The organism is Allobosea sp. CCNWLY174 (genome assembly GCF_037120455.1).
Classification (GTDB): Bacteria; Pseudomonadota; Alphaproteobacteria; order Rhizobiales; family Beijerinckiaceae; genus Allobosea; species Allobosea lupini.
The window spans coordinates 839,316-858,632 of the sequence record NZ_JBBBBQ010000001.1; the positions used below are offsets into that span (position 1 = coordinate 839,316).

The following is a 19,317-nucleotide window of genomic DNA, read 5'->3' on the forward strand; positions in this document are numbered from 1 at the left end:
CTTTCCTTTCAGCCGAACCTTCAAGACAATCCAGGCAGCGCGTCTCGCGTTCACGCCCGCCGCGCAGCGGCTCGCCATGGCTCGCTGCTCGACAGATCCGCGATAGAAGAAGTATCCGCCAATCGCCTCCTCGCATATGGGAGAACAGTGCGGATGAAAGTCCGCCTCGCGGCAGAGGCGCGGCGCCAGCCGCCTCTCCCTGGCGCAGATGGAATCTCTCCCACCTGCCCGCGCTGAAGCCGGGAAAGAGGCCGGCCTGGCCTCTCTTCGCGGTCGGGCGCGGCAATCCTTGATCATGTGTTACCGGGCTTGCCTGCAGGGTTAACAGACTGGATGGTTAAGAAACCCCATAGTTAATATTCTCCGACATATGCGCTGAGAATTCTTACTTCCGGTTTTATACCTGATTTTCTGTAAGTACTTTGATCTTCAATAGGCTCGATTTCAGTAAAATTGTGCGCTTTCATTTCAAGCGATCTCTACAGCCCAAGAGCATTGTCGGCCCCGGGACAGGAAAGGGGACGTCATGTTTTCGGGTTCTCGGGGATTTCGCGGCCTGGCCGCTGCTACCATCATCACCCTCGCCGGCATGACCGGCGCTGAGGCGCAGCAGAATGGCGGCCTGCCGGTCGCCAGCGCGCCAATCGTCGCCGGCGGCGACGCCCGGGCGCCATATGCCTGGGTCGACTTCTGCAAGCGCATGCCGAGCGAATGCGCAGTCGATACCCGCGAAGCCGAGCAGATCGAGCTGACGGCCAAGACCTGGAAGCTGATCGTCGCCGCCAACGTCAAGGCCAACCGCGATATCGAGGCCATCACCGATCAGGACCATTGGGGCGTGGTCGACCGCTGGGACATCCCGACCGACGGCAAGGGCGATTGCGAGGATTACGTCCTCCTGAAGCGCCAGCGCCTCGCCGAGGCCGGCCTGCCGCGCCGTGCCATGCGCGTCACCGTCGTGATCGACGAGGAGAATGCCGGCCATGCCGTGCTGATGATCCGCACCGATCGCGGCGACTTCATCCTCGACAACAAGCGCAACGCGATCCTGCCGTGGAGCCAGACCGGCTACACCTACGTCAAGCGCGAATCCCAGGCCCGTACCGGCTGGGCCTCGCTCGGCGGCCTCTCGACCTCGACGGTTGCGTCGCTGCGCTGAACCAGACAACGCGTCGGGCGGGGACGAAACCCGGCGCGAATACCAGACCGGCGAAGTCGAGTCGGGCTTCGCCACCAGACGACGAGTCCGGTCACGTCCCCACCCACCCGTCCCCGACCGGGCATCGTCCAGGGCCGGCTCCTTCCCCGGGAGCCGGCCCGCTTCTTTTTCGAGGGTAGCGGAACCGCGGCGGAGAACGGACGGTCAATCGATCCGCTTCATGCCCTTCGCGAACTGCTTCCAGCGCTCGGAATAGCCGGCGGCGGAGGCGCGCAGCCCCGCAGCTGCGGCTTCGTCGAGGGTGCGGACCGCGCGCGCCGGCGAGCCGACGATCAGCGAATTGTCCGCGAATTCCTTGCCCTCGGTCACCAGCGCGTTGGCGCCGACCAGACAGTTGCGGCCGATCTTCACATAGTTGAGCACGGTGGCACCCATGCCGATCAGGCTGTTCTCGCCGATGATGCAGCCGTGCAGGATCGCGCGGTGACCGATAGTGCAGCCGGCGCCGATCCTGAGCGGCGCGCCCATGTCGGTATGGAGCACGCAGCCTTCCTGGATATTGGAGGCTTCGCCGATCTCGATCCACTCATTGTCGCCGCGCAGCACGGCGCCGAACCAGATCCCGACATCGCGGGCGAGCCGGACACGGCCGATGACATGGGCGTCTGGCGCGAGCCACCACTGCCCTTCCGGCGGCGTCTCGGGCGCGGTTCCGTCGAGCGAATAGAGCGGCATGGCGTATCCTCCAGGGCTTTTCAGCCCGAGGATTGCAGGGCGAGCACCCTGGCCGTCAAGCAGCGCCGATCATCATCAGCAGGTCGAGCACGACCCGGCCGCTGACCAGGCTCCAAAGCGAGGCGATCATGCTCGCCGCCATCACGAAGAAGAAGGGCCGTCCCTCGATCTTCCGTCCGCGCACGGTGTTGCGCAGGATCAGGAAGGGCGCGCTGAAGACGACGACCGGCACGCTCGCCACGGCACGGACACCGCCGCCCTGCAGCAGTTCGAAGCCGGCGCGCTTGTGCGTGAACAATTCGAAGGCACTGGCCAGCAGGCCGGCGAAGGCGAAGCCAAGAACCAGTGATTTCAAGGCTTCGACGGCAGAGGGTTCAAGCGTCACGGACGTGGCTTCCAGCGGATGCCGGCGAACCATGACGCAAGGACGATTGCTGCGAAAGCGAAGCTTTAACCCTTGGTTAACCACGCCGGCCCGGACATGGTTTACGGGGTGTTAAGGCGGCTCTGTTTCAGTTTCCAGACAGGGCCGCGCGTCGGCCCCGGAGACGAATCCGATGAGCCTCTACGCGCCCGACCAGACCCAACCGCTCGCCAACGCCACCGATGTCGCAGCGCTGATCCGCAATCATCTCAGGCGCCGCCCCGCGCCGGCCCAACCGCGCGGCGACCGGGCTCTGCTGCGGCTTGCTGGCGCGATCGTCGTGCTAGGCCTGGCCGGCACCGGGCTTGCCCTGTTCGCTACCCGCCCCAATCCCGACGCCGGCACCGAGTTGCAGGCATCGCGGGTCGGCGAGGTCGTGCTGGCGATCCCGGAGAACCTGACGGGCGCCGATGGCGAGGATGGACGCCTCGTCGGCATGGCGCGCCTGCGACTGGACTGGCCGAGCCTCGGGCCGGTGATGCCCGACACCAGGCACCGCCTGCTGGTGACATTGAGCCCGCCGGACAAGGTCAACGAGCCGGCGACGCAGCTCTCGACCTATGCCCGCTTCCTGACGCCGACGGTCTGGTCCAATCCGGGCGGGCTGGTCGTGCGCGGCTTCCGCAAGGGCTCGCCCTACGAGGGCGACGAGCTCTATGTCTCTGTGCCGGATGCGCGCGGCTTTGCGGCGCGTTGCCCGGTCGAGACCGCCCAGAGCGGCCTCGACGAGCCTTGCCGCGTGACCTTCCGCCATCGCGGCGTCGATGTGAACATCCGCTTCCCGCGCGCGATCGTGGCCGACTGGCAGATCATGCTCGGCGGCGTGCGCCGCACGATCGACGGGCTGATGCGCTGAGCGCCTGAACCCTCAATCCTCGAGATCGACGTCGAGGATCGCCATGGTGAAGTTGAACGAGCGGTCGCCGTCCTCGTCGTCGACATGGATGATGCCGATGAACTCGTCGGCCAGGTAGACCTCGGCCGAATCGGTCTTCTTCAGCCGCGCGCGCACGCTGATATTGTGGTTGGCGAAGGTGCGACGGAGATAGGCTTCGAGCTTGGCGAGTTCGGTCTTGTCCACGATGACGATCCTTATGTGTGGCGCGGACGGATGCCACGCGTGAGCGCTAAGGGCAAGGACGAAGGCGTTTCCGCCAACAACGCATGGCTCCTGCGCTTCGCGGCGCTGACGCGACATCATTGCCTGTGCCAAGCTTCGCTTCCCCCGCCCGAGGATGGATTCCCCGATGAAGCCCTGGTTGCCCGCCGCGCTCGACTATGTCGCAAGCTGGCTTGAATTCCAGCGCCGCTTCCATGACCAGCCCGGTTGCGCCGTCGCGATCGCGGATGGCGGCGAGATCGTGCTGGAAGCCGCCTTCGGCAGCGCCGACCTCTCGACCGGCGAGGTGCTGACGCCGCGCCATGGCTTCCGCATCGCCTCGCACTCCAAGAGCTTCACCGCCGCGGGCATCCTGCGCCTCGTCGAACAGGGGCGCCTGCGCCTCGACGACAAGGCCGGTGCCTATGTCGAGAACCTGCACCCCGACGTCGCGGCGGTGACGCTGACCCAGCTTCTCTCCAACAGCGCCGGCCTCCTGCGGGACGGCGTCGACTCTGGCCAGTTCTTCGATCGCAAGCCCTATCTGCGCAAGGACGAGCTGCTCGCCGATCTCGCCCGGCCGCCGGTCTTTCCGGCCTCGCAGCGCCTGAAATACTCCAATCACGGCTTCGGCCTGCTCGGCCTCGTCATCGAGGCGGTGACGGGAGAGGCTTACGCCGACTGGATCGCGCGCGAGATCGTTGCACCCGCGGGACTGAAGGAGACCCGGCCGGACATCACGCTGTGGAACGGGCCGATGGCGAAGGGCCATAGCGGCACGCAGCCGCTCGGCCGGCGCGTGGTGATCCCGGCCGACAATCCCGGTAACGCGATGGTGTCGGCCGCCGGCTTCGTCGCGACCGCGGCCGATATCGCCCGCTATATCGCCCAGCTGTCGCCGACGGCCGAGCGCAGCGTGCTGTCAGGGCTCAGCCGCCGCGAGATGACGCGCCGGCTCTGGCCCGATGCCGAAAGCAGCCTCGGCCGGCATTACGGACTCGGCACGATTTCCGGTGGCGGCGATGGCTGGGACTGGGTCGGCCATTCCGGTGGTTTCCAGGGCTTTATCACCCGCACCGCCACCCTGCCGGAACAGGGTCTCACCATATCCGTCCTGACCAACGCCATCGACGGCCTCGCCCATCCCTGGCTCGACGGCGTGATCCAGATCTTCCGGACCTTCGCCGAGCACGGCGCGCCGACGCCGGCGACCGAGCGTTGGCGCAAGCGCCTCTGGACGATCTGGGGCGCCGGCGACCTCGTCCCGGTCGACGGCAAGGTGCTGATGGCCAATCCTGCGCTGTTCAATCCCTTTTTCGACGTCGGCGAGATCGTGCTGGAGAGCGAGGACCAGGGCCGGATCGTCAAGGCCTCGGCCTTCGCCAGCCCGGGCGAGCCGGTGCGCCTGATCCGCAACGCCACGGGCGAGATCGAGCAGGCCTGGCTCGGCGCTGCGCAGGTGATCGGCGAAGAGGCGCTGAAGGCCGAGATGGTGGAACGGTATGGGAGTTGAAGCACCTGCTTCCCTTCTCCGCTTCCGGCAGAAGGTGGCCAGAAGGGCCGGATGAGGGGTCGCTCAGGGCTTTCCGTCATGCTCGCCCTTGTGGCGAGCATCCACGTCTTGACCACCGCTTTGCAGACGAGAAGACGTGGATGGTCGGGATAAACCCGACCATGACGATGAAGCGCGAGCCCCCTCTCCCTAAGCCTCTCATGTGGGGAAGACGGAATCTGCCGCGCCCTTCAGCCGGCTATGAGCCTCACCTCACATAGTGCAGCTTTTCAAACCGCCGGCGGAAGGCGGTGACGTCGCGGGCGATCGCATCGTCCGGGCGCGCACCCGACAGCCCATCGGCGATGTAGCCGGCAAGCTCCGGCATGTGCTCGGGCTTCATGCCGAAGCGGACGATCTCGGGCGTGCCGAGCCTGAGGCCGTTGACGTCGCCTTCGACCTCCGCGATCGGCAGGCCGATGCCGCAGCTCAGGATGTTGACGGCGCGCAGCCGCTTCGCCGCGGCCTGCCCGCCGCCATAGGACGCCGACTCGATCGCGAACTGGTGCGAGGTCGTCGTGCCGCGATCGCGGGCGAACACCGGCACCTGCCGCTCGACAAGAGCCTCTGCCAGCGCCTTCGCCGTCGCCGCCATCATCGCGGCGTAGTCGCGGCCGAACTCCTGCCAGTCCATCATGGTGATCGCCAGCGCCGCCGATTTCGCCGCGTCGAAATTGGCGGTGAGGCCGGGATAGGCGATGGCGTCGAGCCTCTCGGCAAGATCGGCATCGTTGGTGACGATCAGGCCGGAGGGGGGGCCGCCCAGGCTCTTATAGGTGCTCATCGTCATGACATGAGCGCCCTCTTCCAGCGGCTGCTGCCAGCCATGGCCCGCGATCATGCCGGAGAGATGGGCCGCGTCGAACAGCACGATCGCGCCGACCTCGTCGGCGATGGCGCGGATCTCGCGGATCGGGTGCGGGAACAAATTGAGGCTGCCGCCGATGCTGATGACCTTGGGCCGCAGCCGCAGCGCATCCTTGCGCAGCGTCTCGACATCGACCGTATAGCCGTCGGCATCGATCGGCGCCGGATGGGTGACGACGCCATAGAGCCCGGCGGCGCCGGCGCCGTGATGGGTGACATGGCCGCCGATCGCGGGCGGCGGCGCGATCACGACATCGCCGGCCCGGGCCGTCGCCATGAAGACGTAGAGATTGGCGATCGCACCGGAAGGTACGCGGATCTCGGCATAGGACGCGCCGAAGACCTGCGCTGCAAGCTCGGCCGCCATCACCTCGATCTGCTCGATCGCCTCGAGGCCCATCTCGTATTTGTCGCCGGGATAGCCGAGCGAGGGCCGCGTGCCGAGCCCCTGCCCCAGCACCGCCTCGGCCCGCGGGTTCATCACATTGGTCGCCGGGTTGAGGTTGACGCAGTCACGCTCGTGGATGGTGCGGTTCTCGGCGACGAGGTTGGCGAGCCGCATCTCGCGAGCTCCGCGGTCCTCACCGGCAACTTCGCCGGCGATCCGCAGCACATAGTCCTCGCTCGCCACCGGCACCCAATCGCGCCGCGCCAGTTTCACCGTCATCGCCGTCCCCGCAGAGTGTTGTTTCGTGCGGCCATTGCAGCGATTTGCCGGCGCCGATGCAAACCAGTTATCGTCGCCGGAAGGCCTAGAAAATCTAGGCCTGCAACGTCGTTTCGCCAATGCCCGTCAGACCACCGCGTCCACACCTGCCACCGCTCAACGCACTGCGCGCCTTCGAGGCCGCGGCGCGGCTCGGCAGCTTCTCGCGGGCGGCCGAGGAGATCGGGGTGACGCAAGGCGCCATCGCCCAGCAGGTGCGTCATCTCGAAGCCTTTCTGGGCCTGACATTGTTCCGCCGGCTGCCACAGGGCGTCGCGCTGACGGAAGCGGCGCAGGAAGCCCGGCCACGGCTCAGCGCCGCCTTCGATGCGCTCGCCCTGACCGTGCAGGAGCTCAAGGCGAGCCATGCCGGCCGGGCGCTCGCCATCGCCGCCCTGCCCTGCATCGCCCAGCTCTGGCTGTCGCCGCGCCTGCCGGCGCTGCAACAGGCCTTTCCGGGCCTGGCCATCTCGATCAGCGCGATGGAAGACCCGCCGACGGGCCGGTACGACAATTTCGACCTGGCGCTGTTCTATCTCGCCAGGCCGCCGGCCGACGCGCTCGCGCTTGGCGAGGACCGCCTGTTCCCGGTCTGCGCTCCAGCGCTCGCCCACACGCTGCGGACACCGGCCGATCTCGCCGGCCAGACTCTGCTGCACGACGCTGTCTGGCGCGGCGATTGGGCGCGCTGGCTGCGTCATGCCGGCGCCGGCGACGTCGATCCCGGCCGCGGCCCATCCTATTCGCTCTATGCGCTGGCGCTCGACGCGGCGCTCGGTGGCGCCGGTATCCTCATCGGCCGTGGGAGCCTCATTGCGCCCAATCTCGCCGACGGGCGCCTGGTTGCGCCTTTCACCGATGAGCTTCCCAGCGGGGACCGGCTTACCATGCTGTTCCCACCGGCCGGCAAGCCGCATCCGCGGCGGGCCGAAATCGTAGCCTGGCTGGAGGCCAGCGGCTCAACGAAAAAGGGCGGCTCGTGAGAGCCGCCCTTCGGATCGATATCGGCAGGGGCCGATACAGAAATCAGCGCTTCGAGAACTGGAAGCTGCGGCGGGCCTTGGCCTTGCCGAACTTCTTGCGCTCGACCACGCGCGAGTCGCGGGTCAGGAAGCCTTCCTTCTTGAGCGGGCCGCGCAGCTCGGGCTCGTAGAAGGTCAGAGCCTTGGAGATGCCGTGACGGACCGCGCCGGCCTGGCCGGAGAGGCCACCACCCTTGACCGTGACGATCACGTCGTACTGGGTCATGCGATCGACCAGCATCAGCGGCTGCTGCAGGATCAGGCGCAGCACCGGACGGGCGAAGTAGACTTCCTGGTCACGGGTGTTGACCGTGATCTTGCCGGAACCCGGCTTGATCCAGACGCGGGCGATGGCGTTCTTGCGCTTGCCGGTGGCATAGGCGCGGCCCTGCGCATCGACCTTCTTGACGTGGACGGGAGCCTCCGGCTGGACGCCCTTGGCGACCTGACCGAGCTGCTCGAGAGACTGGAGAACCTCGGCCATCGTCAGACCCTCGCGTTCTTGCGGTTGAGCGCCGCGACGTCGAGCGCCTCGGGCGACTGGGCGGCATGGGGATGCTCAGAGCCCTTGTAGACGCGCAGATTGCCGAGGATCTGGCGGAAGAGCGGGCCGCGCGGCAGCATGCGCTCGACAGCCTTCTCGACGATGCGCTCCGGGAAGCGACCTTCGAGAATGAACTTGGCGGAGCGCTCCTTGATGCCGCCGGCATAGCCGGTGTGATGGTAATAGATCTTCTGGTCGCGCTTGCGACCGGTCAGCACCACCTTGTCGGCGTTGATGACGATGATGTTGTCGCCGCAGTCGACATGCGGGGTGTAGGCGGCCTTGTGCTTGCCGCGCAGACGCATCGCCACCAGGGAGGCGAGACGGCCGACGACGAGCCCGGAGGCGTCGATCACAACCCACTTCTTCTCGACATCGGCGGGCTTGAGCGAGATGGTCTTCATCGCGGCACCCTTCGGCTGCTTGAAAAAAGGACAAGCCGCCGGCAGGCCGGCGGCGGTGTGGGGGCTGGATAGGCGGCTACCCCCGCAATGTCAAGCGAAGATAACACGGCGCCTTGGCCAAAAACGCATTGTTTTCAGCGCAATGCAAGAAACGGTATCTAGATACCGCAATCTGATGAAAACTTGCGCAACCCGTTCCGGCGGGCCAGCATGACTTCCCGCAACCCGGAGGAACGCCATGCCAGCTCCAGCAATCCGTCATCTTGCCGGCGCCGCGTTGTTCGCGCTTCCGCTCGCCTTCGCGCAGCCGGCCGCCGCTGAAATCCATGTGCTCAGTTCCGGCGGCTTCACCGCCGCCTACAAAGACCTCGTCGCCGGCTGCGAGGTGAAGCTCGGCGAGAAGGTCGTCAGCGCCTATGGCGCCTCGATGGGAGCAGCCCCCGACGCGATCCCGAACCGGCTGGCGCGCGGCGAGCCGGCCGATGTGGTGATCCTGGCGGCCGACGCCTTCGAGAAGCTGGTCGAGGACGGCAAGGGCGCGGCTGGAACCCGCGTCGACCTCGCCCGCTCGGCGATCGGGCTCTCGGTCAAGGCCGGGGCGCCCAAGCCGGATATCTCGACGGTTGAGGCACTGAAGAAGACGCTGATGGAAGCGAAATCGATCGCCTATTCGGCAAGCGCCAGCGGCACCTATCTGTCCGAAGAGCTCTTTCCGAAGCTCGACCCCAGTGGCCAGGTCATGGCCAAGGCGAAGAAGATCTTCTCCGAACGCGTCGGCACGATCGTCGCCCGCGGCGAGGCCGAACTCGGATTCCAGCAGGTCAGCGAATTGCTGCCGATCGAAGGCCTCGATTTCGTCGGAACGCTGCCGGAGGAGGTCCAGCGCGTGACGGTCTTCTCGGCCGGCCTCGCGGCCGGCGCCAAGCAGCCGGAGGCGGCAAAGAAGCTGATCGCCTGCCTCGGCTCGGCGGAAGCGGCACCGGCGATCCGCAAGACCGGGCTCGACCCGATCCCGCCAAAATAGCCGGGCTAGCGCTCGGCGGGGATCGAATAGGTCCCGGTCGCGTGGCAGACCATCTCGGCCTCGCCTTGCGAATAGAGACAGACTTCGCCAACGGCGAGGCGCTTGCCGAGCTTGAGCAGCTTCGCCTCGCCGATCAGCGCCGACTGGCCGGGCTTGCGCAGGAAATTGTAGTTGAGGCTCGTCGTCACCGCGAGCGCGACCGGGCCGATCTGGGCGAGGATCGCGACATAGAGCGCAAGATCAGCCAGCGCCATCATGGTCGGGCCGGAGATGGTGCCGCCGGGCCGCAAATGCTTCTCATGGTAGTCGCAGCGCATGCGCGCGGTGAGCGGCCCGACCTCCTCGACGAAATAGGTGCGCCCGCCATAGTGAAGCTGCGGGAAGACCTGATCGAGATAGGCCTCGATCTCGGCGGCGCTCATGCGGGTCGTCATCGTGCGGAAAACCGGGGTCTGATCGGGCGTTGATCCCCTTGCAGCACGGGCCCAGCCTTCCGACAATAGGACAAACAGCGAAAGGCCTGTCGCCATGAACGCCCATGCCAAAGCGCAGATCCTGTTGCGCGAGGATGCCGACGGCATCGCGACGCTGACCCTCAACCGGCCCGAGGCACGCAATCCGCTGAGCGAGGCGATGCTGGCGGCGCTGGCAGAGACACTCGCCGCGATCGCGAACGACCGCAGCATCCGTGCCGTGGTGCTGGCCGCTGCCGGCCCGGTGTTCTCGGCTGGGCACGACCTCAAGGAGATGAGCGCGCGCCGGGCCGATCCTGATCGCGGCCGCGCCTATTTCGCCGATGTCCTCGGGCGCTGCTCGGGTGTGATGCAGCAGATCACTGCCCTGCCCCAGCCGGTGATCGCCGCCGTCGAAGGCACGGCGACCGCCGCCGGCTGCCAGCTCGTCGCGAGCTGCGATCTTGCCGTCGCCGGCGAAGCTGCGCGCTTCTGCACGCCGGGCGTCCATATCGGCCTGTTCTGCTCGACGCCGATGGTCGCGCTCTCGCGCAATCTTTCCGCCAAGCACGCGATGGAAATGCTGCTGCTCGGCGAGATGGTGCCGGCGCAGGAAGCTGCCCGCATGGGCCTCGTCAACCGCGTCGTGCCGGCGGGCGAGGCGCTTGACGAAGCCAGGCGGCTGGCCGCGGTCATCGCCTCGAAATCGGCGGCGACGGTCAAGGTCGGCAAGCGCGCCTTCTACGAGCAGCGCGAGATGGGGCTGAAGGCGGCCTATGACCACGCCTCTGCGGTAATGGTCGAGAACATGCTGGCGCGCGACGCGGAAGAAGGCATCGGCGCTTTCATGGAGAAGCGTCAGCCGGTGTGGGAGAGCTGAGGCTCCAAGCGATCCATCCCGTCATTCCGGCCGAAGCGTAGCGGCGGCCCGGAATCCATCGTAGAGCAGCGTGTGCTTCGATGAATTTCGGAGCGACCTGCGATCTTGCGGAACGACGAGCTTTCCGACCAGTGCATCGAGACCAGAGCCGACATGAACCACGACGCCTATCCCGACAGCCTAATCCGCGAGATCCTGAAAAGCGTGAAGACGATCGCGCTGGTCGGCGCCTCCGCCAACGAGGCGCGGCCGAGCTGGATCGTCACCAAATACCTGCTCGATCGCGACTATGACGTGATCCCGGTCAATCCCGGCCTCGCCGGGACGACGCTGCTGGGCAAGACGGTCTACGGCTCGCTGAAGGACATCCCCCGGCCGGTCGACATGGTCGAGATCTTCCGCAACTCGGAGGCGGCCGGACCGATCACCGACGAGGCGCTCGGTCTCGAGCCGCTGCCCAAGGTGATCTGGATGCAGCTCTCGGTGCGCAATGACGAGGCTGCGGCCAAGGCCGAGGCCAGGGGCGTCACCGTGATCATGAACCGCTGCCCGAAGATCGAGTATGGCCGGCTCTCCGGCGAGATCGGCTGGCAGGGCATCAATTCGCGCATCCTCTCGGCGAAGAAGCCGGTGCTCGCCGGAAAGGGCTTCCAGAAGCTGACGATCAACCGGCCGGTGACGTAACCCCTGCTCCACAGAGCCGCTTGATCGCAAGCATCTCGGCCTTCACTCTTCGGGTCGTCCCGGGCGACCGAAGGGAGACCCGGGACCCATTCCGGAACCTCTCTCGGATAGGCTCAGGAATGGATCCCGGATCGGCGCGGCTGCGCCGCTTGTCCGGGATGACCGCGATTGGGTGAGCCGTCTACGGAGAAGGCCGATGCCACCTCTCGATCGCCGCACCGTCCTGCTCGCCGGGCTCGCCAGCGCGCTCGGCACCGGCGGCGCCCGCGCTGCCTTCCCCCAACGGCCGATCCAGCTCGTCGTGCCCTTCGCGCCGGCTGGCGGTACCGATATCGCGGCGCGCCGGCTCGGCGAGACCCTGGCGAGACAGCTCGGCCAGTCGGTGATCATCGACAACCGGCCGGGCGCCAACGGCATCGTCGCCGGGCAGGCCGTGGTCAAGGCACCGGCAGACGGCCATACGCTCCTCGTCGCGACCGCGGCCAGCTTCGCCGCCGCCCCGGCGCTCGGCCAAAAACTGCCCTATGACGTCGCCTACGATTTCGCGCCGGTCGGCATGCTCGGCCTGTTTCCGCTGGTGCTGAACGTCTCGCCGACCCTGCCGGTCAATTCGCTCGCCGAGTTCGTCGCTTATGCGAAGCAGCGGCCGGGCCAGCTCAACTTCGCCTCGGCGGGAGTCGGCGGCACCAACCACCTCGTCTTCGAAATGATCATGCAGGCGGCCGGCCTCAAGCTGGCTCATGTGCCCTATCGCGGCGCCGGACTCGCCGCGGCCGACCTGATGTCGGGCCAGGTCCAGGTGATGATCGACAGCCTCGCCGCCAGCCTGGGGAACATACAGGCCGGCAAGCTGAAGGCACTCGCCGTCACCACCGATGCACGTCAGCCGCAACTGCCGGAGTTGCCGACGCTCAGGGAACAGGGCGTCGACCTGATCTATCCCGGCTGGGCTTCGATCGTCGCGCCGGCCGGCATCGAGCCGGGTACGCTGCACATCCTCAACACCGCAATCAACGCGGCGATGGCCGATGCCGAGCTCGTCGCGCGCTATCGCGAGCTGGTGATAGAGCCGGTTGCCTGGAGCCCGCAGGAAACCGGTACCTTCATGGCACGCGACCGCGCCATCCTGACCGAGCTGGTGGCGAAGACCGGGATCAGGCTGACCGAATAGGCGGAGAACAAGGCATGCACCGGGAAAGCACGACCTGCTGCATCGCCGGAGGCGGCCCGGCCGGGATGATGCTCGGCTTCCTGCTGGCGCGCGCCGGGGTCGAGGTGACCGTGCTGGAGAAGCACGCCGATTTCCTGCGGGACTTCCGCGGCGACACCATCCATCCCTCGACCATGCAGGTGATGCACGAGCTCGGCCTGCTCGAGAAATTCCTGACGCTGCCACATGTCCGGGAGGACGATCTCGTCGCCCGCTTCGGAGCTGAGGACATCACCGTCGCCGATTTCAGCCATCTGCCGGTCAAGGCGCCGTTCATCGCCTTCATGCCGCAATGGGACTTCCTCGATTTCCTCGCCGATCACGGCCGGGAGTATCCAAAATTCCGTTTGCTGATGCAGACGAAGGCCGCCGGGCTCATCGAGGAGAACGGGCGCGTTGCGGGGGTGAAGGCGGAAGGACTCGATGGCCCGCTGGAGATCCGCGCCGACCTCGTCGTGGCGGCGGATGGGCGGCGTTCCGATGTCCGCGCCGCAGCAGGCTTCACCGTCACGGAACTGGGCGCGCCGATGGATGTGCTCTGGTTTCGCTTCAGCCGCCGGCCGGATGAACCCGCACAGGCCTTCGGCCAGGTCGCGGCCGGGCGCTTCTTCATCCGGCTCAACCGCGGCGACTATTGGCAATGCGCCTTCGTCATCCCGAAGGGCTCGCTGGAGCAGTTGCAGGCCGCCGGGCTCGATGCCTTCAAGGCAGGGCTCCTCGCGCTCGCGCCGGAGCTGGCCGATCGGACCGGTGAACTTGCCTCTTGGGACGACATCAAGCTGCTCTCGGTCGCGGTCGACCGGCTGGAGCGCTGGTGGCGGCCGGGGCTGATCTGCATTGGAGACGCCGCCCACGCGATGTCGCCGATCGGCGGCGTCGGCATCAACCTGGCGATCCAGGACGCCGTCGCGACCGCCAACCTGCTAGCGCGCCCGCTGCGCGCGAAAACGCTGACGGATGCCGATCTCGCCGCCGTCCAGAAACGGCGCGAATGGCCGGCCAAGGTCACGCAGGCCGCCCAGATTGCGATTCAGAACCGGGTGATCACGCCGCTGCTGGCGGCGGAGAAGCCGATTGCACCGCCCTGGCCGCTCAGGCTGCTGCAGCGTTTTTCGCTGCTGCGACGCCTGCCCGCGCGCATGGTCGGCATGGGTGTCCGCCCGGAGCATGTCGGGCCCGAGCTGAGGCCACGGCGCTGAATTGACGCCTCGCAAGGCGTTCGTTAAATCGAACAAGTCGTCCGAAATCAAAGTTATCGAGGGAGCACGCCATGACCGACCGCGCACCGGGTTTCCATACGCTCGCCGTCCATGCTGGCGCTGCTCCCGACGCAGCCACAGGCGCGCGCGCCACGCCGATCTACCAGACGACCAGCTTCGTGTTCGACGATGTCGACCACGCCGCCTCGCTGTTCGGGCTGCAGGCCTTCGGCAACATCTATACCCGCATCGGCAACCCGACCAACGCGGTGCTGGAAGAGCGCGTCGCCGCGCTGGAGGGTGGCACGGCGGCGCTCGCGGTGGCTTCGGGCCATGCCGCCGAGTTCCTCTGCTTCCACGCGCTGCTGCAGCCGGGCGACGAATTCGTCGCCGCCAAGAAGCTCTATGGCGGCTCGATCAACCAGTTCAACCATTCCTACAAGAACTTCGGCTGGAACGTGATCTGGGCCGATTCCGATGATCTCGACGCCTTCGCCGCCGCTGTGACGCCGAAGACCAAGGCGATCTTCATCGAATCCATCGCCAATCCCGGCGGCGTCATCGTCGATATCGAGGGCATCTCGAAGATCGCGAAGAAGCACAACATCCCGCTGATCGTCGACAACACGATGGCGAGCCCCTATCTGATCCGCCCGTTCGAGCATGGCGCCGACATCGTCGTGCATTCGGCGACGAAGTTCCTGGGCGGCCATGGCAATTCGATCGGCGGCCTGATCGTCGACGGCGGCTCGTTCAACTGGGTCGGCGACGAGCGCTACCCGATGCTGTCCAAGCCGCGGCCTGAATATAATGGCATGGTGCTGGGCGAGACCTTCGGCAATTTCGCCTTCGCGATCGCAACCCGCGTGCTCGGCCTGCGCGACATGGGCCCGGCGCTCTCGCCCTTCAATGCCTTCATGATCCTGACCGGCATCGAGACCCTGCCGTTGCGCATGCAGCGCCATTGCGAGAACACGCTCAAGGTGGCGACGCATCTTGCCAAGCACCCGGCGGTCGAGTGGGTGAACTATGCCGGCCTGCCGGACAACAAGTACCACGCCCTCGCCCAGCGCTACTGCCCCAAGGGCGCCGGCGCGGTCTTCACCTTCGGCCTGAAGGGCGGCTATGACGCCGGCGTCCAGCTGGTCTCGAAGCTCTCGCTGTTCTCGCATCTCGCCAATATCGGCGACACGCGCTCGCTGGTGATCCATCCGGCCTCGACCACCCACCGCCAGCTCTCGGACGCGCAGAAGACCGCGTCGGGCGCCGGCCCGGAAGTGGTGCGCCTGTCGATCGGCATCGAGGATGTCGAGGACCTGATCGCCGATCTCGATCAGGCGCTGGCCTGATCGAGGCCGACATTTCCGAAATGATAAAGGCGCCGGAAACGGCGCCTTTTGCTTTGGAAGATGCTCACAGGGTCATGGACACCGCTGCGACCCTGTCGTGGGTTGCGGGTCCGCTGCTGCGCAGCGTCCTGGAATGACAAGTGCGGAGCCGCTTTGCGCTAGCCCCCCGCCGCCTGCTGCGTGCGCGTCAGATGCACCACGCCCATCGCCAGCACGGTAAAACCGAGCGCCTGATGCGCGAGGCCGGCCCAGAGCGGGACGACCAGAAGCAGCGTCACGATGCCCAGCGCAGATTGCGCCAGCACCAGCCCGGCGATGGCGGTCGCGCGCTTGGCCGCGCCGGAGCCCGGCGCGGCGCGGCGCAGGCTTAGCATTTGCCAGAGCGCGAAGGCGAACAGGACATAGGCGCCGATGCGGTGGTTGAACTGCACCAGCGCGACATTGTCGACAAAGTTCTCCCAGAATGGCGTGCCGGCGAAGAGGGTCGACGACGAAGGCACCAGCGCCCCGTCCATCAGCGGCCAGGTGTTGAAGGTGAAGCCGGCCTTGGAGCCGGCGACGAGTCCACCGAGTGCGATCTGAACGAAAAGCAAAAAGAGGAGGAACCAGGCGGCACCCCTGCCCCAGGCCGGCTCGATGCGACGCAGCGGGGTGAGCCAAGTGGCGAAGGCGATGACGCTGGCGAAGAAAAAGCCGGCGAAGGTCAGGTGCAGCGTCAGCTTGACCGGAGCGACCGCGACCATGCCGGGCTGCAAGCCCGAAGCGACCATGATCCAGCCGATCGTGCCCTGCAGGCCGAGCAGCAGGCCCATGCCGAACAGGATCGTGGTTTCGCGCCAGGGCATCGAGCGCCGCAGCAGCACGACGAGGAAGCCGGCGAGATAGAGCAGGCCGATGAAGCGGCCGAGCTGGCGGTGGCCCCATTCCCACCAGTAGATGAACTTGAAATCGGCAAGCTCCATGCCGGTATTCAGCAGCTGGTACTGCGGGCTCAGGCGATATTTCTCGAATTCGAGTGCCCAGGCCGCGTCTGACAGCGGCGGGATCGCGCCGGTGACCGGCCGCCATTCGGTGATCGAGAGGCCGGAGCCGGTCAACCGCGTCGCCCCGCCGACCACCACCATGACGAAGACCAGGAAGGCGATGGCCCAGAGCCAGCGGCGGATGCCGGCATGGCCGTTGGCGGCCGGAACGGCTGGCTGATCGAGCGCGATCGTCACGGCGGCGGGACCTCGGGTCGCAGGCGGCAGAGTTGATTGCGCTTCACAAGCGCGGCGGCGGGTGACAGATAGTCCGCCCTTGAAGCCTGAACAACGCCCGCAATGCCGCAGCCGGACTGAAGATCGCCATGAGGCAGACCCATCGCAAGCTCGTCGGCACGGTCGTGATGATCGTCTTCGTCTGCGTCTACGCGCTCGTCGCCATGGCGCTGGCGCAGGGCCGGATCACCGAAGCCTCGAAACCGGTGCAGACCATCGCCTATATCGTGCTCGGGCTGATCTGGGTGCTGCCACTGCTGCCGCTGATCAAATGGATGGAGCGGAAGGACGAGGTCTGAGGCTCCCGGCGTCAGTCGACGCTCACCCTCTGCCCCTTGTTCCACAGCAGGAAAGGCAGCCCCGACAGCAGCGCCTTCAGCGCCGCCTCGCTCTGGTGCAGGCCGTTGAGCGAGACGCGCGGCAGCGCGTGCAGGTGGGCGGCATGCTCGGGGAAGAGATGGCCCGGCCGGGTCGTCACGGCGCTCGCGAAGCCCGCTTCCCTGGCCAGAGCGAACTCGCGCGGGCCGGCGGAGGTGGGATCGCCGACCGGATAGGCGAAGTGGCGGACCGCAATGCCCAGCGCCTCCTCCAGCCAGGCCTTGCTCTCGGCGATCTCGCGGCGCGCTTCCGCTTCGGGGTGCTTGGCCAGCATCGGATGGCTCAGCGTATGCGCGCCGATGGTGACGCCGGGCGCGCCGGCGAGCGATCGCAGCGTCTCGGTGGGCAGGCATTCGCGTTCGACCAATGCGACAGCGTCGATGCCACCTTGCCGCGCGAGATCGGAAATCGCCGAGAGCAGAATCGCTTCCGGGCCTTTGCGCAGACGCCAGTAGAGCTGGTCGAACGCCTTCTGCTTCTCGGCGTCAGTTCCAGATGGAGCGTCGAAGCGGCCGTCTGGAAGCTCGACCGAGACGCGCGGCAGGGCCCGGATCGCCTCCTCCAGCTCCAGCCACCAGAGCCGGGCCGTGCGCTCGGCAAAGCCGCGCACGGCATAGAGCGTCCAGGGCACACCGTGCTTCGCCAGTACCGGCCAGGCATGGTCGAGATTGTCGCGATACCCGTCGTCGAAGGTGAGCGCGACGAAGAAGCGGCCGGGCTGCGGATCGACCAGCCGCGCCAGCGCCTCGTCGAGCGAGACGATGTCGTAGCCCTCGGCCCGGATCAGGGTCAGCGCCCGGTCGAGGAAATCGGGCGTGATCTCCAGCAGCCCGTTCGGACAGAAACCGCCGGCGGTTGCCGGGCGGACATGATGCAGCGTCAGGATCGCGCCCTTGCCCTGCGCGAGCCCCCTGCCCCAGCGGTCGGCACCGGTCGCCGCTATGGCCGTGAAGGCGGCTGAAAAAGCCTTGTGGCGCAGGCTCATGCCCGGCATCTCCGAGAGATCGATTCAACCCTTCGCTAACGCTGTTCGGCGAAGCTGTCTTGCAACGTCCGCGACAGTGGCAGGTCCGTTCACAATGCGGGGTTAAGGAAGGCGGCATGTCCGTCGTCGCCGACCGCGCGCCCAGCCCGTCCGCCCCTCCTGCCCTGCGGCGGGAGAATGAGGCGCGCCCTTGGGCCAGGATCATTGTGAGCGGCGACCTTGCCGCTCTCGAAGCCGATTGGCGCGCGCTCGAAGCCGATGCGCTGGTGACGCCCTATCAAGCCTATGACTGGGTTCGCCCCTTCGTCACGACGATCGGCCGGGCCGAGGAGATGGACTTCCGCTTCGTCCGGATCGAGGACAGCCAGGGCGCGTTGCTGGCTCTGTTCCCACTGGTGGTCGCCAGGCGCCTTGGCACGCGCTTCGCCGAGTTCATCGGCGGCAAGCACGCCAATTATCACATGGCGCTCTATCGGCCTGATTTCGCCGAAGCGCTCGATGCGACGGCAGCACAGCAGCTGCTCCGGGAGATCGGCGCGGCGATCGGCGGGATCGACGCGCTATTCCTGATCAACCAGCCGACCGCCTGGCAGGGCATCGCCAATCCGCCGGCAAGGCTCGCCGCCGGGCAAAGCCCGAGCCGCGCCTACAAGCTGGCGCTCGAACCGGGCGATTGCGACGGCACGCTCCGGCGCTCGATGAGCAAACATGCCCGTAAGAAGATGACGACGAAGCGCAATCGTTTCGCCGAGTTCGGGCCATCGGAACTGGTCCAGGCCCACAGCGACGCCGAGATCGAGCGGGTGCTCGACGCCTTTCTGGCGCAGAAGGCGGCCCGCTTCGCGCAGCTGGGCCTGGCCGACCCGTTCGCCACCCCGGCGATCCGCGCGTTCCTGCGTGACGGAGCGCTGGCGCAGGCAGGCCGCTCACCGGCAATCGAGCTCTATTCGCTCGATCTCTCGGGCCGTTCGGTCGCGACCTATGTCGGCGCCGTCCAAGGCAAACGCTTCTCCGGCATGGCGACCTCCTTCGATCTCGGCTCGGAGGCGGCGCGGACCAGTCCCGGCGAGATTCTCCTGATCGAACTGATCAAGCGCAAATGCCGGGCCGGCGTCACCATGTTCGACCTCGGCGTCGGCGAGGCCCGGTACAAGACGACGATCTGCGACGACAGCGACGAACTCGTCGACACCTTCGTCCCGCTGACGGCCAAAGGGCGGGCCTATGCAGGCTACAGCCAGGCGAAGCGCGCGCTGAAGCGGCGGATCAAGGCTTCGCCGTTTGCCCTGAAGACGGCGCAACGCGTCCTCGGGCTGCTGAGGCGCCGCAAGCCGGCAGAGGCGGATGAGTAGGCCGCCTGCGTCTTCGTCAGAGCACGGAGTCAT

At 66.8% G+C, this 19,317-nt stretch carries 21 protein-coding genes; 12 read left to right on the forward strand and 9 right to left on the reverse strand.

Translation table 11 applies throughout. The annotated features are described in order from the left end of the window. Window positions 1-526 precede the first annotated feature (526 nt). The gene (locus V7S63_RS04050; protein WP_100958883.1) at window positions 527-1,159 is read left to right on the forward strand and encodes a transglutaminase-like cysteine peptidase; all 633 of its coding nucleotides are present in this window, start codon (window positions 527-529) and stop codon (window positions 1,157-1,159) included. Window positions 1,160-1,363: 204 nt separating this feature from the next. On the opposite strand, the gene V7S63_RS04055 is transcribed toward V7S63_RS04050, so the two are convergent. Together V7S63_RS04055 and V7S63_RS04060 are read right to left on the reverse strand one after the other, a co-directional pair. Next, entirely contained in the window at window positions 1,364-1,894 is a 531-nt protein-coding gene (locus V7S63_RS04055; RefSeq protein ID WP_336529279.1) for a gamma carbonic anhydrase family protein, read from the reverse strand. A 55-nt stretch (window positions 1,895-1,949) separates the two neighbouring features. Then, window positions 1,950-2,279 carry a DUF6949 family protein gene (locus V7S63_RS04060; RefSeq protein ID WP_336529280.1) on the reverse strand — a complete coding sequence of 110 codons (330 nt, stop codon included), beginning with the start codon at window positions 2,277-2,279 and terminating at the stop codon, window positions 1,950-1,952. A 172-nt stretch (window positions 2,280-2,451) separates the two neighbouring features. On the opposite strand from V7S63_RS04060, the gene V7S63_RS04065 reads away from it, so the two are divergent. Continuing rightward, complete coding sequence (locus V7S63_RS04065) at window positions 2,452-3,174, forward strand: hypothetical protein (protein WP_336529281.1); 723 nt, start codon at window positions 2,452-2,454, stop codon at window positions 3,172-3,174. A 12-nt stretch (window positions 3,175-3,186) separates the two neighbouring features. On the opposite strand, the gene V7S63_RS04070 is transcribed toward V7S63_RS04065, so the two are convergent. Then, entirely contained in the window at window positions 3,187-3,399 is a 213-nt protein-coding gene (locus V7S63_RS04070) for a DUF3126 family protein (protein WP_057192263.1), read from the reverse strand. Between the two features lie 166 nt (window positions 3,400-3,565). Here V7S63_RS04070 and V7S63_RS04075 point away from each other — a divergent pair, with 166 nt between their 5' ends. Continuing rightward, window positions 3,566-4,930, forward strand: coding sequence for a serine hydrolase domain-containing protein (locus V7S63_RS04075; RefSeq protein WP_336529282.1), 1,365 nt, complete (start codon window positions 3,566-3,568; stop codon window positions 4,928-4,930). Between the two features lie 247 nt (window positions 4,931-5,177). Here the strand turns inward: V7S63_RS04075 and V7S63_RS04080 are convergent, their stop codons facing one another. Then, window positions 5,178-6,503, reverse strand: a complete 1,326-nt coding sequence (locus V7S63_RS04080; protein ID WP_336529283.1) for a serine hydroxymethyltransferase — start codon at window positions 6,501-6,503, stop codon at window positions 5,178-5,180. A gap of 119 nt (window positions 6,504-6,622) precedes the next feature. On the opposite strand from V7S63_RS04080, the gene V7S63_RS04085 reads away from it, so the two are divergent. Continuing rightward, window positions 6,623-7,525: a LysR substrate-binding domain-containing protein gene (locus tag V7S63_RS04085; RefSeq protein WP_336529284.1), complete on the forward strand. Its 903-nt coding sequence runs from the start codon at window positions 6,623-6,625 to the stop codon at window positions 7,523-7,525. A gap of 43 nt (window positions 7,526-7,568) precedes the next feature. Here V7S63_RS04085 and rpsI read toward each other — a convergent pair whose 3' ends face one another. Together rpsI and rplM are read right to left on the reverse strand one after the other, a co-directional pair. After that, a complete protein-coding gene (gene rpsI / locus V7S63_RS04090) occupies window positions 7,569-8,048 on the reverse strand; it encodes a 30S ribosomal protein S9 (RefSeq protein ID WP_091829985.1) in 480 nt (159 codons plus the stop codon). Between the two features lie 2 nt (window positions 8,049-8,050). Next, entirely contained in the window at window positions 8,051-8,512 is a 462-nt protein-coding gene (gene rplM, locus V7S63_RS04095) for a 50S ribosomal protein L13 (RefSeq protein WP_091829987.1), read from the reverse strand. 238 nt (window positions 8,513-8,750) lie between these two features. On the opposite strand from rplM, the gene V7S63_RS04100 reads away from it, so the two are divergent. Then, a complete protein-coding gene (locus V7S63_RS04100; RefSeq protein WP_336529285.1) occupies window positions 8,751-9,536 on the forward strand; it encodes a substrate-binding domain-containing protein in 786 nt (261 codons plus the stop codon). 5 nt (window positions 9,537-9,541) lie between these two features. Here V7S63_RS04100 and V7S63_RS04105 read toward each other — a convergent pair whose 3' ends face one another. After that, window positions 9,542-9,958 carry a PaaI family thioesterase gene (locus V7S63_RS04105; RefSeq protein WP_100958876.1) on the reverse strand — a complete coding sequence of 139 codons (417 nt, stop codon included), beginning with the start codon at window positions 9,956-9,958 and terminating at the stop codon, window positions 9,542-9,544. 106 nt (window positions 9,959-10,064) lie between these two features. On the opposite strand from V7S63_RS04105, the gene V7S63_RS04110 reads away from it, so the two are divergent. The 5 genes from V7S63_RS04110 to V7S63_RS04130 all read left to right on the forward strand — a co-directional run bounded on the left by V7S63_RS04110 (window position 10,065) and on the right by V7S63_RS04130 (window position 15,310). Continuing rightward, window positions 10,065-10,868, forward strand: a complete 804-nt coding sequence (locus tag V7S63_RS04110) for an enoyl-CoA hydratase (protein ID WP_100958875.1) — start codon at window positions 10,065-10,067, stop codon at window positions 10,866-10,868. A 153-nt stretch (window positions 10,869-11,021) separates the two neighbouring features. Next, window positions 11,022-11,552 carry a CoA-binding protein gene (locus tag V7S63_RS04115; protein WP_336529662.1) on the forward strand — a complete coding sequence of 177 codons (531 nt, stop codon included), beginning with the start codon at window positions 11,022-11,024 and terminating at the stop codon, window positions 11,550-11,552. Window positions 11,553-11,748: 196 nt separating this feature from the next. Beyond that, window positions 11,749-12,723 carry a Bug family tripartite tricarboxylate transporter substrate binding protein gene (locus V7S63_RS04120; protein ID WP_336529286.1) on the forward strand — a complete coding sequence of 325 codons (975 nt, stop codon included), beginning with the start codon at window positions 11,749-11,751 and terminating at the stop codon, window positions 12,721-12,723. A gap of 14 nt (window positions 12,724-12,737) precedes the next feature. Then, entirely contained in the window at window positions 12,738-13,961 is a 1,224-nt protein-coding gene (locus V7S63_RS04125) for an FAD-dependent oxidoreductase (protein ID WP_336529287.1), read from the forward strand. 71 nt (window positions 13,962-14,032) lie between these two features. Next, the gene (locus tag V7S63_RS04130) at window positions 14,033-15,310 is read left to right on the forward strand and encodes an O-acetylhomoserine aminocarboxypropyltransferase (RefSeq protein ID WP_336529288.1); all 1,278 of its coding nucleotides are present in this window, start codon (window positions 14,033-14,035) and stop codon (window positions 15,308-15,310) included. Between the two features lie 158 nt (window positions 15,311-15,468). Here the strand turns inward: V7S63_RS04130 and V7S63_RS04135 are convergent, their stop codons facing one another. Further along, complete coding sequence (locus V7S63_RS04135) at window positions 15,469-16,560, reverse strand: COX15/CtaA family protein (protein ID WP_442896426.1); 1,092 nt, start codon at window positions 16,558-16,560, stop codon at window positions 15,469-15,471. Window positions 16,561-16,658: 98 nt separating this feature from the next. Between V7S63_RS04135 and V7S63_RS04140 the strand changes: the two genes are divergently transcribed. Beyond that, window positions 16,659-16,868, forward strand: a complete 210-nt coding sequence (locus V7S63_RS04140) for a DUF2842 domain-containing protein (protein WP_326877010.1) — start codon at window positions 16,659-16,661, stop codon at window positions 16,866-16,868. A gap of 11 nt (window positions 16,869-16,879) precedes the next feature. Here V7S63_RS04140 and V7S63_RS04145 read toward each other — a convergent pair whose 3' ends face one another. Further along, on the reverse strand, window positions 16,880-17,941 hold the full coding sequence (locus tag V7S63_RS04145) for a polysaccharide deacetylase family protein (protein WP_336529290.1): 1,062 nt from the start codon (window positions 17,939-17,941) through the stop codon (window positions 16,880-16,882). Between the two features lie 107 nt (window positions 17,942-18,048). On the opposite strand from V7S63_RS04145, the gene V7S63_RS04150 reads away from it, so the two are divergent. Beyond that, window positions 18,049-19,284, forward strand: a complete 1,236-nt coding sequence (locus V7S63_RS04150; RefSeq protein WP_336529291.1) for a GNAT family N-acetyltransferase — start codon at window positions 18,049-18,051, stop codon at window positions 19,282-19,284. Window positions 19,285-19,317: the final 33 nt, after the last annotated feature.

Bases quoted from the DNA above. Each gene is read 5' to 3' on its own strand.
- V7S63_RS04050 (WP_100958883.1), top strand. From the start codon at position 527: ATGTTTTCGGGTTCTCGGGGATTTCGCGGCCTGGCCGCTGCTACCATC.
- V7S63_RS04055 (WP_336529279.1), bottom strand. From the start codon at position 1,894: ATGCCGCTCTATTCGCTCGACGGAACCGCGCCCGAGACGCCGCCGGAA.
- V7S63_RS04065 (WP_336529281.1), top strand. From the start codon at position 2,452: ATGAGCCTCTACGCGCCCGACCAGACCCAACCGCTCGCCAACGCCACC.
- V7S63_RS04075 (WP_336529282.1), top strand. From the start codon at position 3,566: ATGAAGCCCTGGTTGCCCGCCGCGCTCGACTATGTCGCAAGCTGGCTT.
- V7S63_RS04080 (WP_336529283.1), bottom strand. From the start codon at position 6,503: ATGACGGTGAAACTGGCGCGGCGCGATTGGGTGCCGGTGGCGAGCGAG.
- V7S63_RS04085 (WP_336529284.1), top strand. From the start codon at position 6,623: ATGCCCGTCAGACCACCGCGTCCACACCTGCCACCGCTCAACGCACTG.
- rpsI (WP_091829985.1), bottom strand. From the start codon at position 8,048: ATGGCCGAGGTTCTCCAGTCTCTCGAGCAGCTCGGTCAGGTCGCCAAG.
- rplM (WP_091829987.1), bottom strand. From the start codon at position 8,512: ATGAAGACCATCTCGCTCAAGCCCGCCGATGTCGAGAAGAAGTGGGTT.
- V7S63_RS04100 (WP_336529285.1), top strand. From the start codon at position 8,751: ATGCCAGCTCCAGCAATCCGTCATCTTGCCGGCGCCGCGTTGTTCGCG.
- V7S63_RS04105 (WP_100958876.1), bottom strand. From the start codon at position 9,958: ATGAGCGCCGCCGAGATCGAGGCCTATCTCGATCAGGTCTTCCCGCAG.
- V7S63_RS04110 (WP_100958875.1), top strand. From the start codon at position 10,065: ATGAACGCCCATGCCAAAGCGCAGATCCTGTTGCGCGAGGATGCCGAC.
- V7S63_RS04115 (WP_336529662.1), top strand. From the start codon at position 11,022: ATGAACCACGACGCCTATCCCGACAGCCTAATCCGCGAGATCCTGAAA.
- V7S63_RS04120 (WP_336529286.1), top strand. From the start codon at position 11,749: ATGCCACCTCTCGATCGCCGCACCGTCCTGCTCGCCGGGCTCGCCAGC.
- V7S63_RS04125 (WP_336529287.1), top strand. From the start codon at position 12,738: ATGCACCGGGAAAGCACGACCTGCTGCATCGCCGGAGGCGGCCCGGCC.
- V7S63_RS04130 (WP_336529288.1), top strand. From the start codon at position 14,033: ATGACCGACCGCGCACCGGGTTTCCATACGCTCGCCGTCCATGCTGGC.
- V7S63_RS04140 (WP_326877010.1), top strand. From the start codon at position 16,659: ATGAGGCAGACCCATCGCAAGCTCGTCGGCACGGTCGTGATGATCGTC.
- V7S63_RS04145 (WP_336529290.1), bottom strand. From the start codon at position 17,941: ATGCCGGGCATGAGCCTGCGCCACAAGGCTTTTTCAGCCGCCTTCACG.
- V7S63_RS04150 (WP_336529291.1), top strand. From the start codon at position 18,049: ATGTCCGTCGTCGCCGACCGCGCGCCCAGCCCGTCCGCCCCTCCTGCC.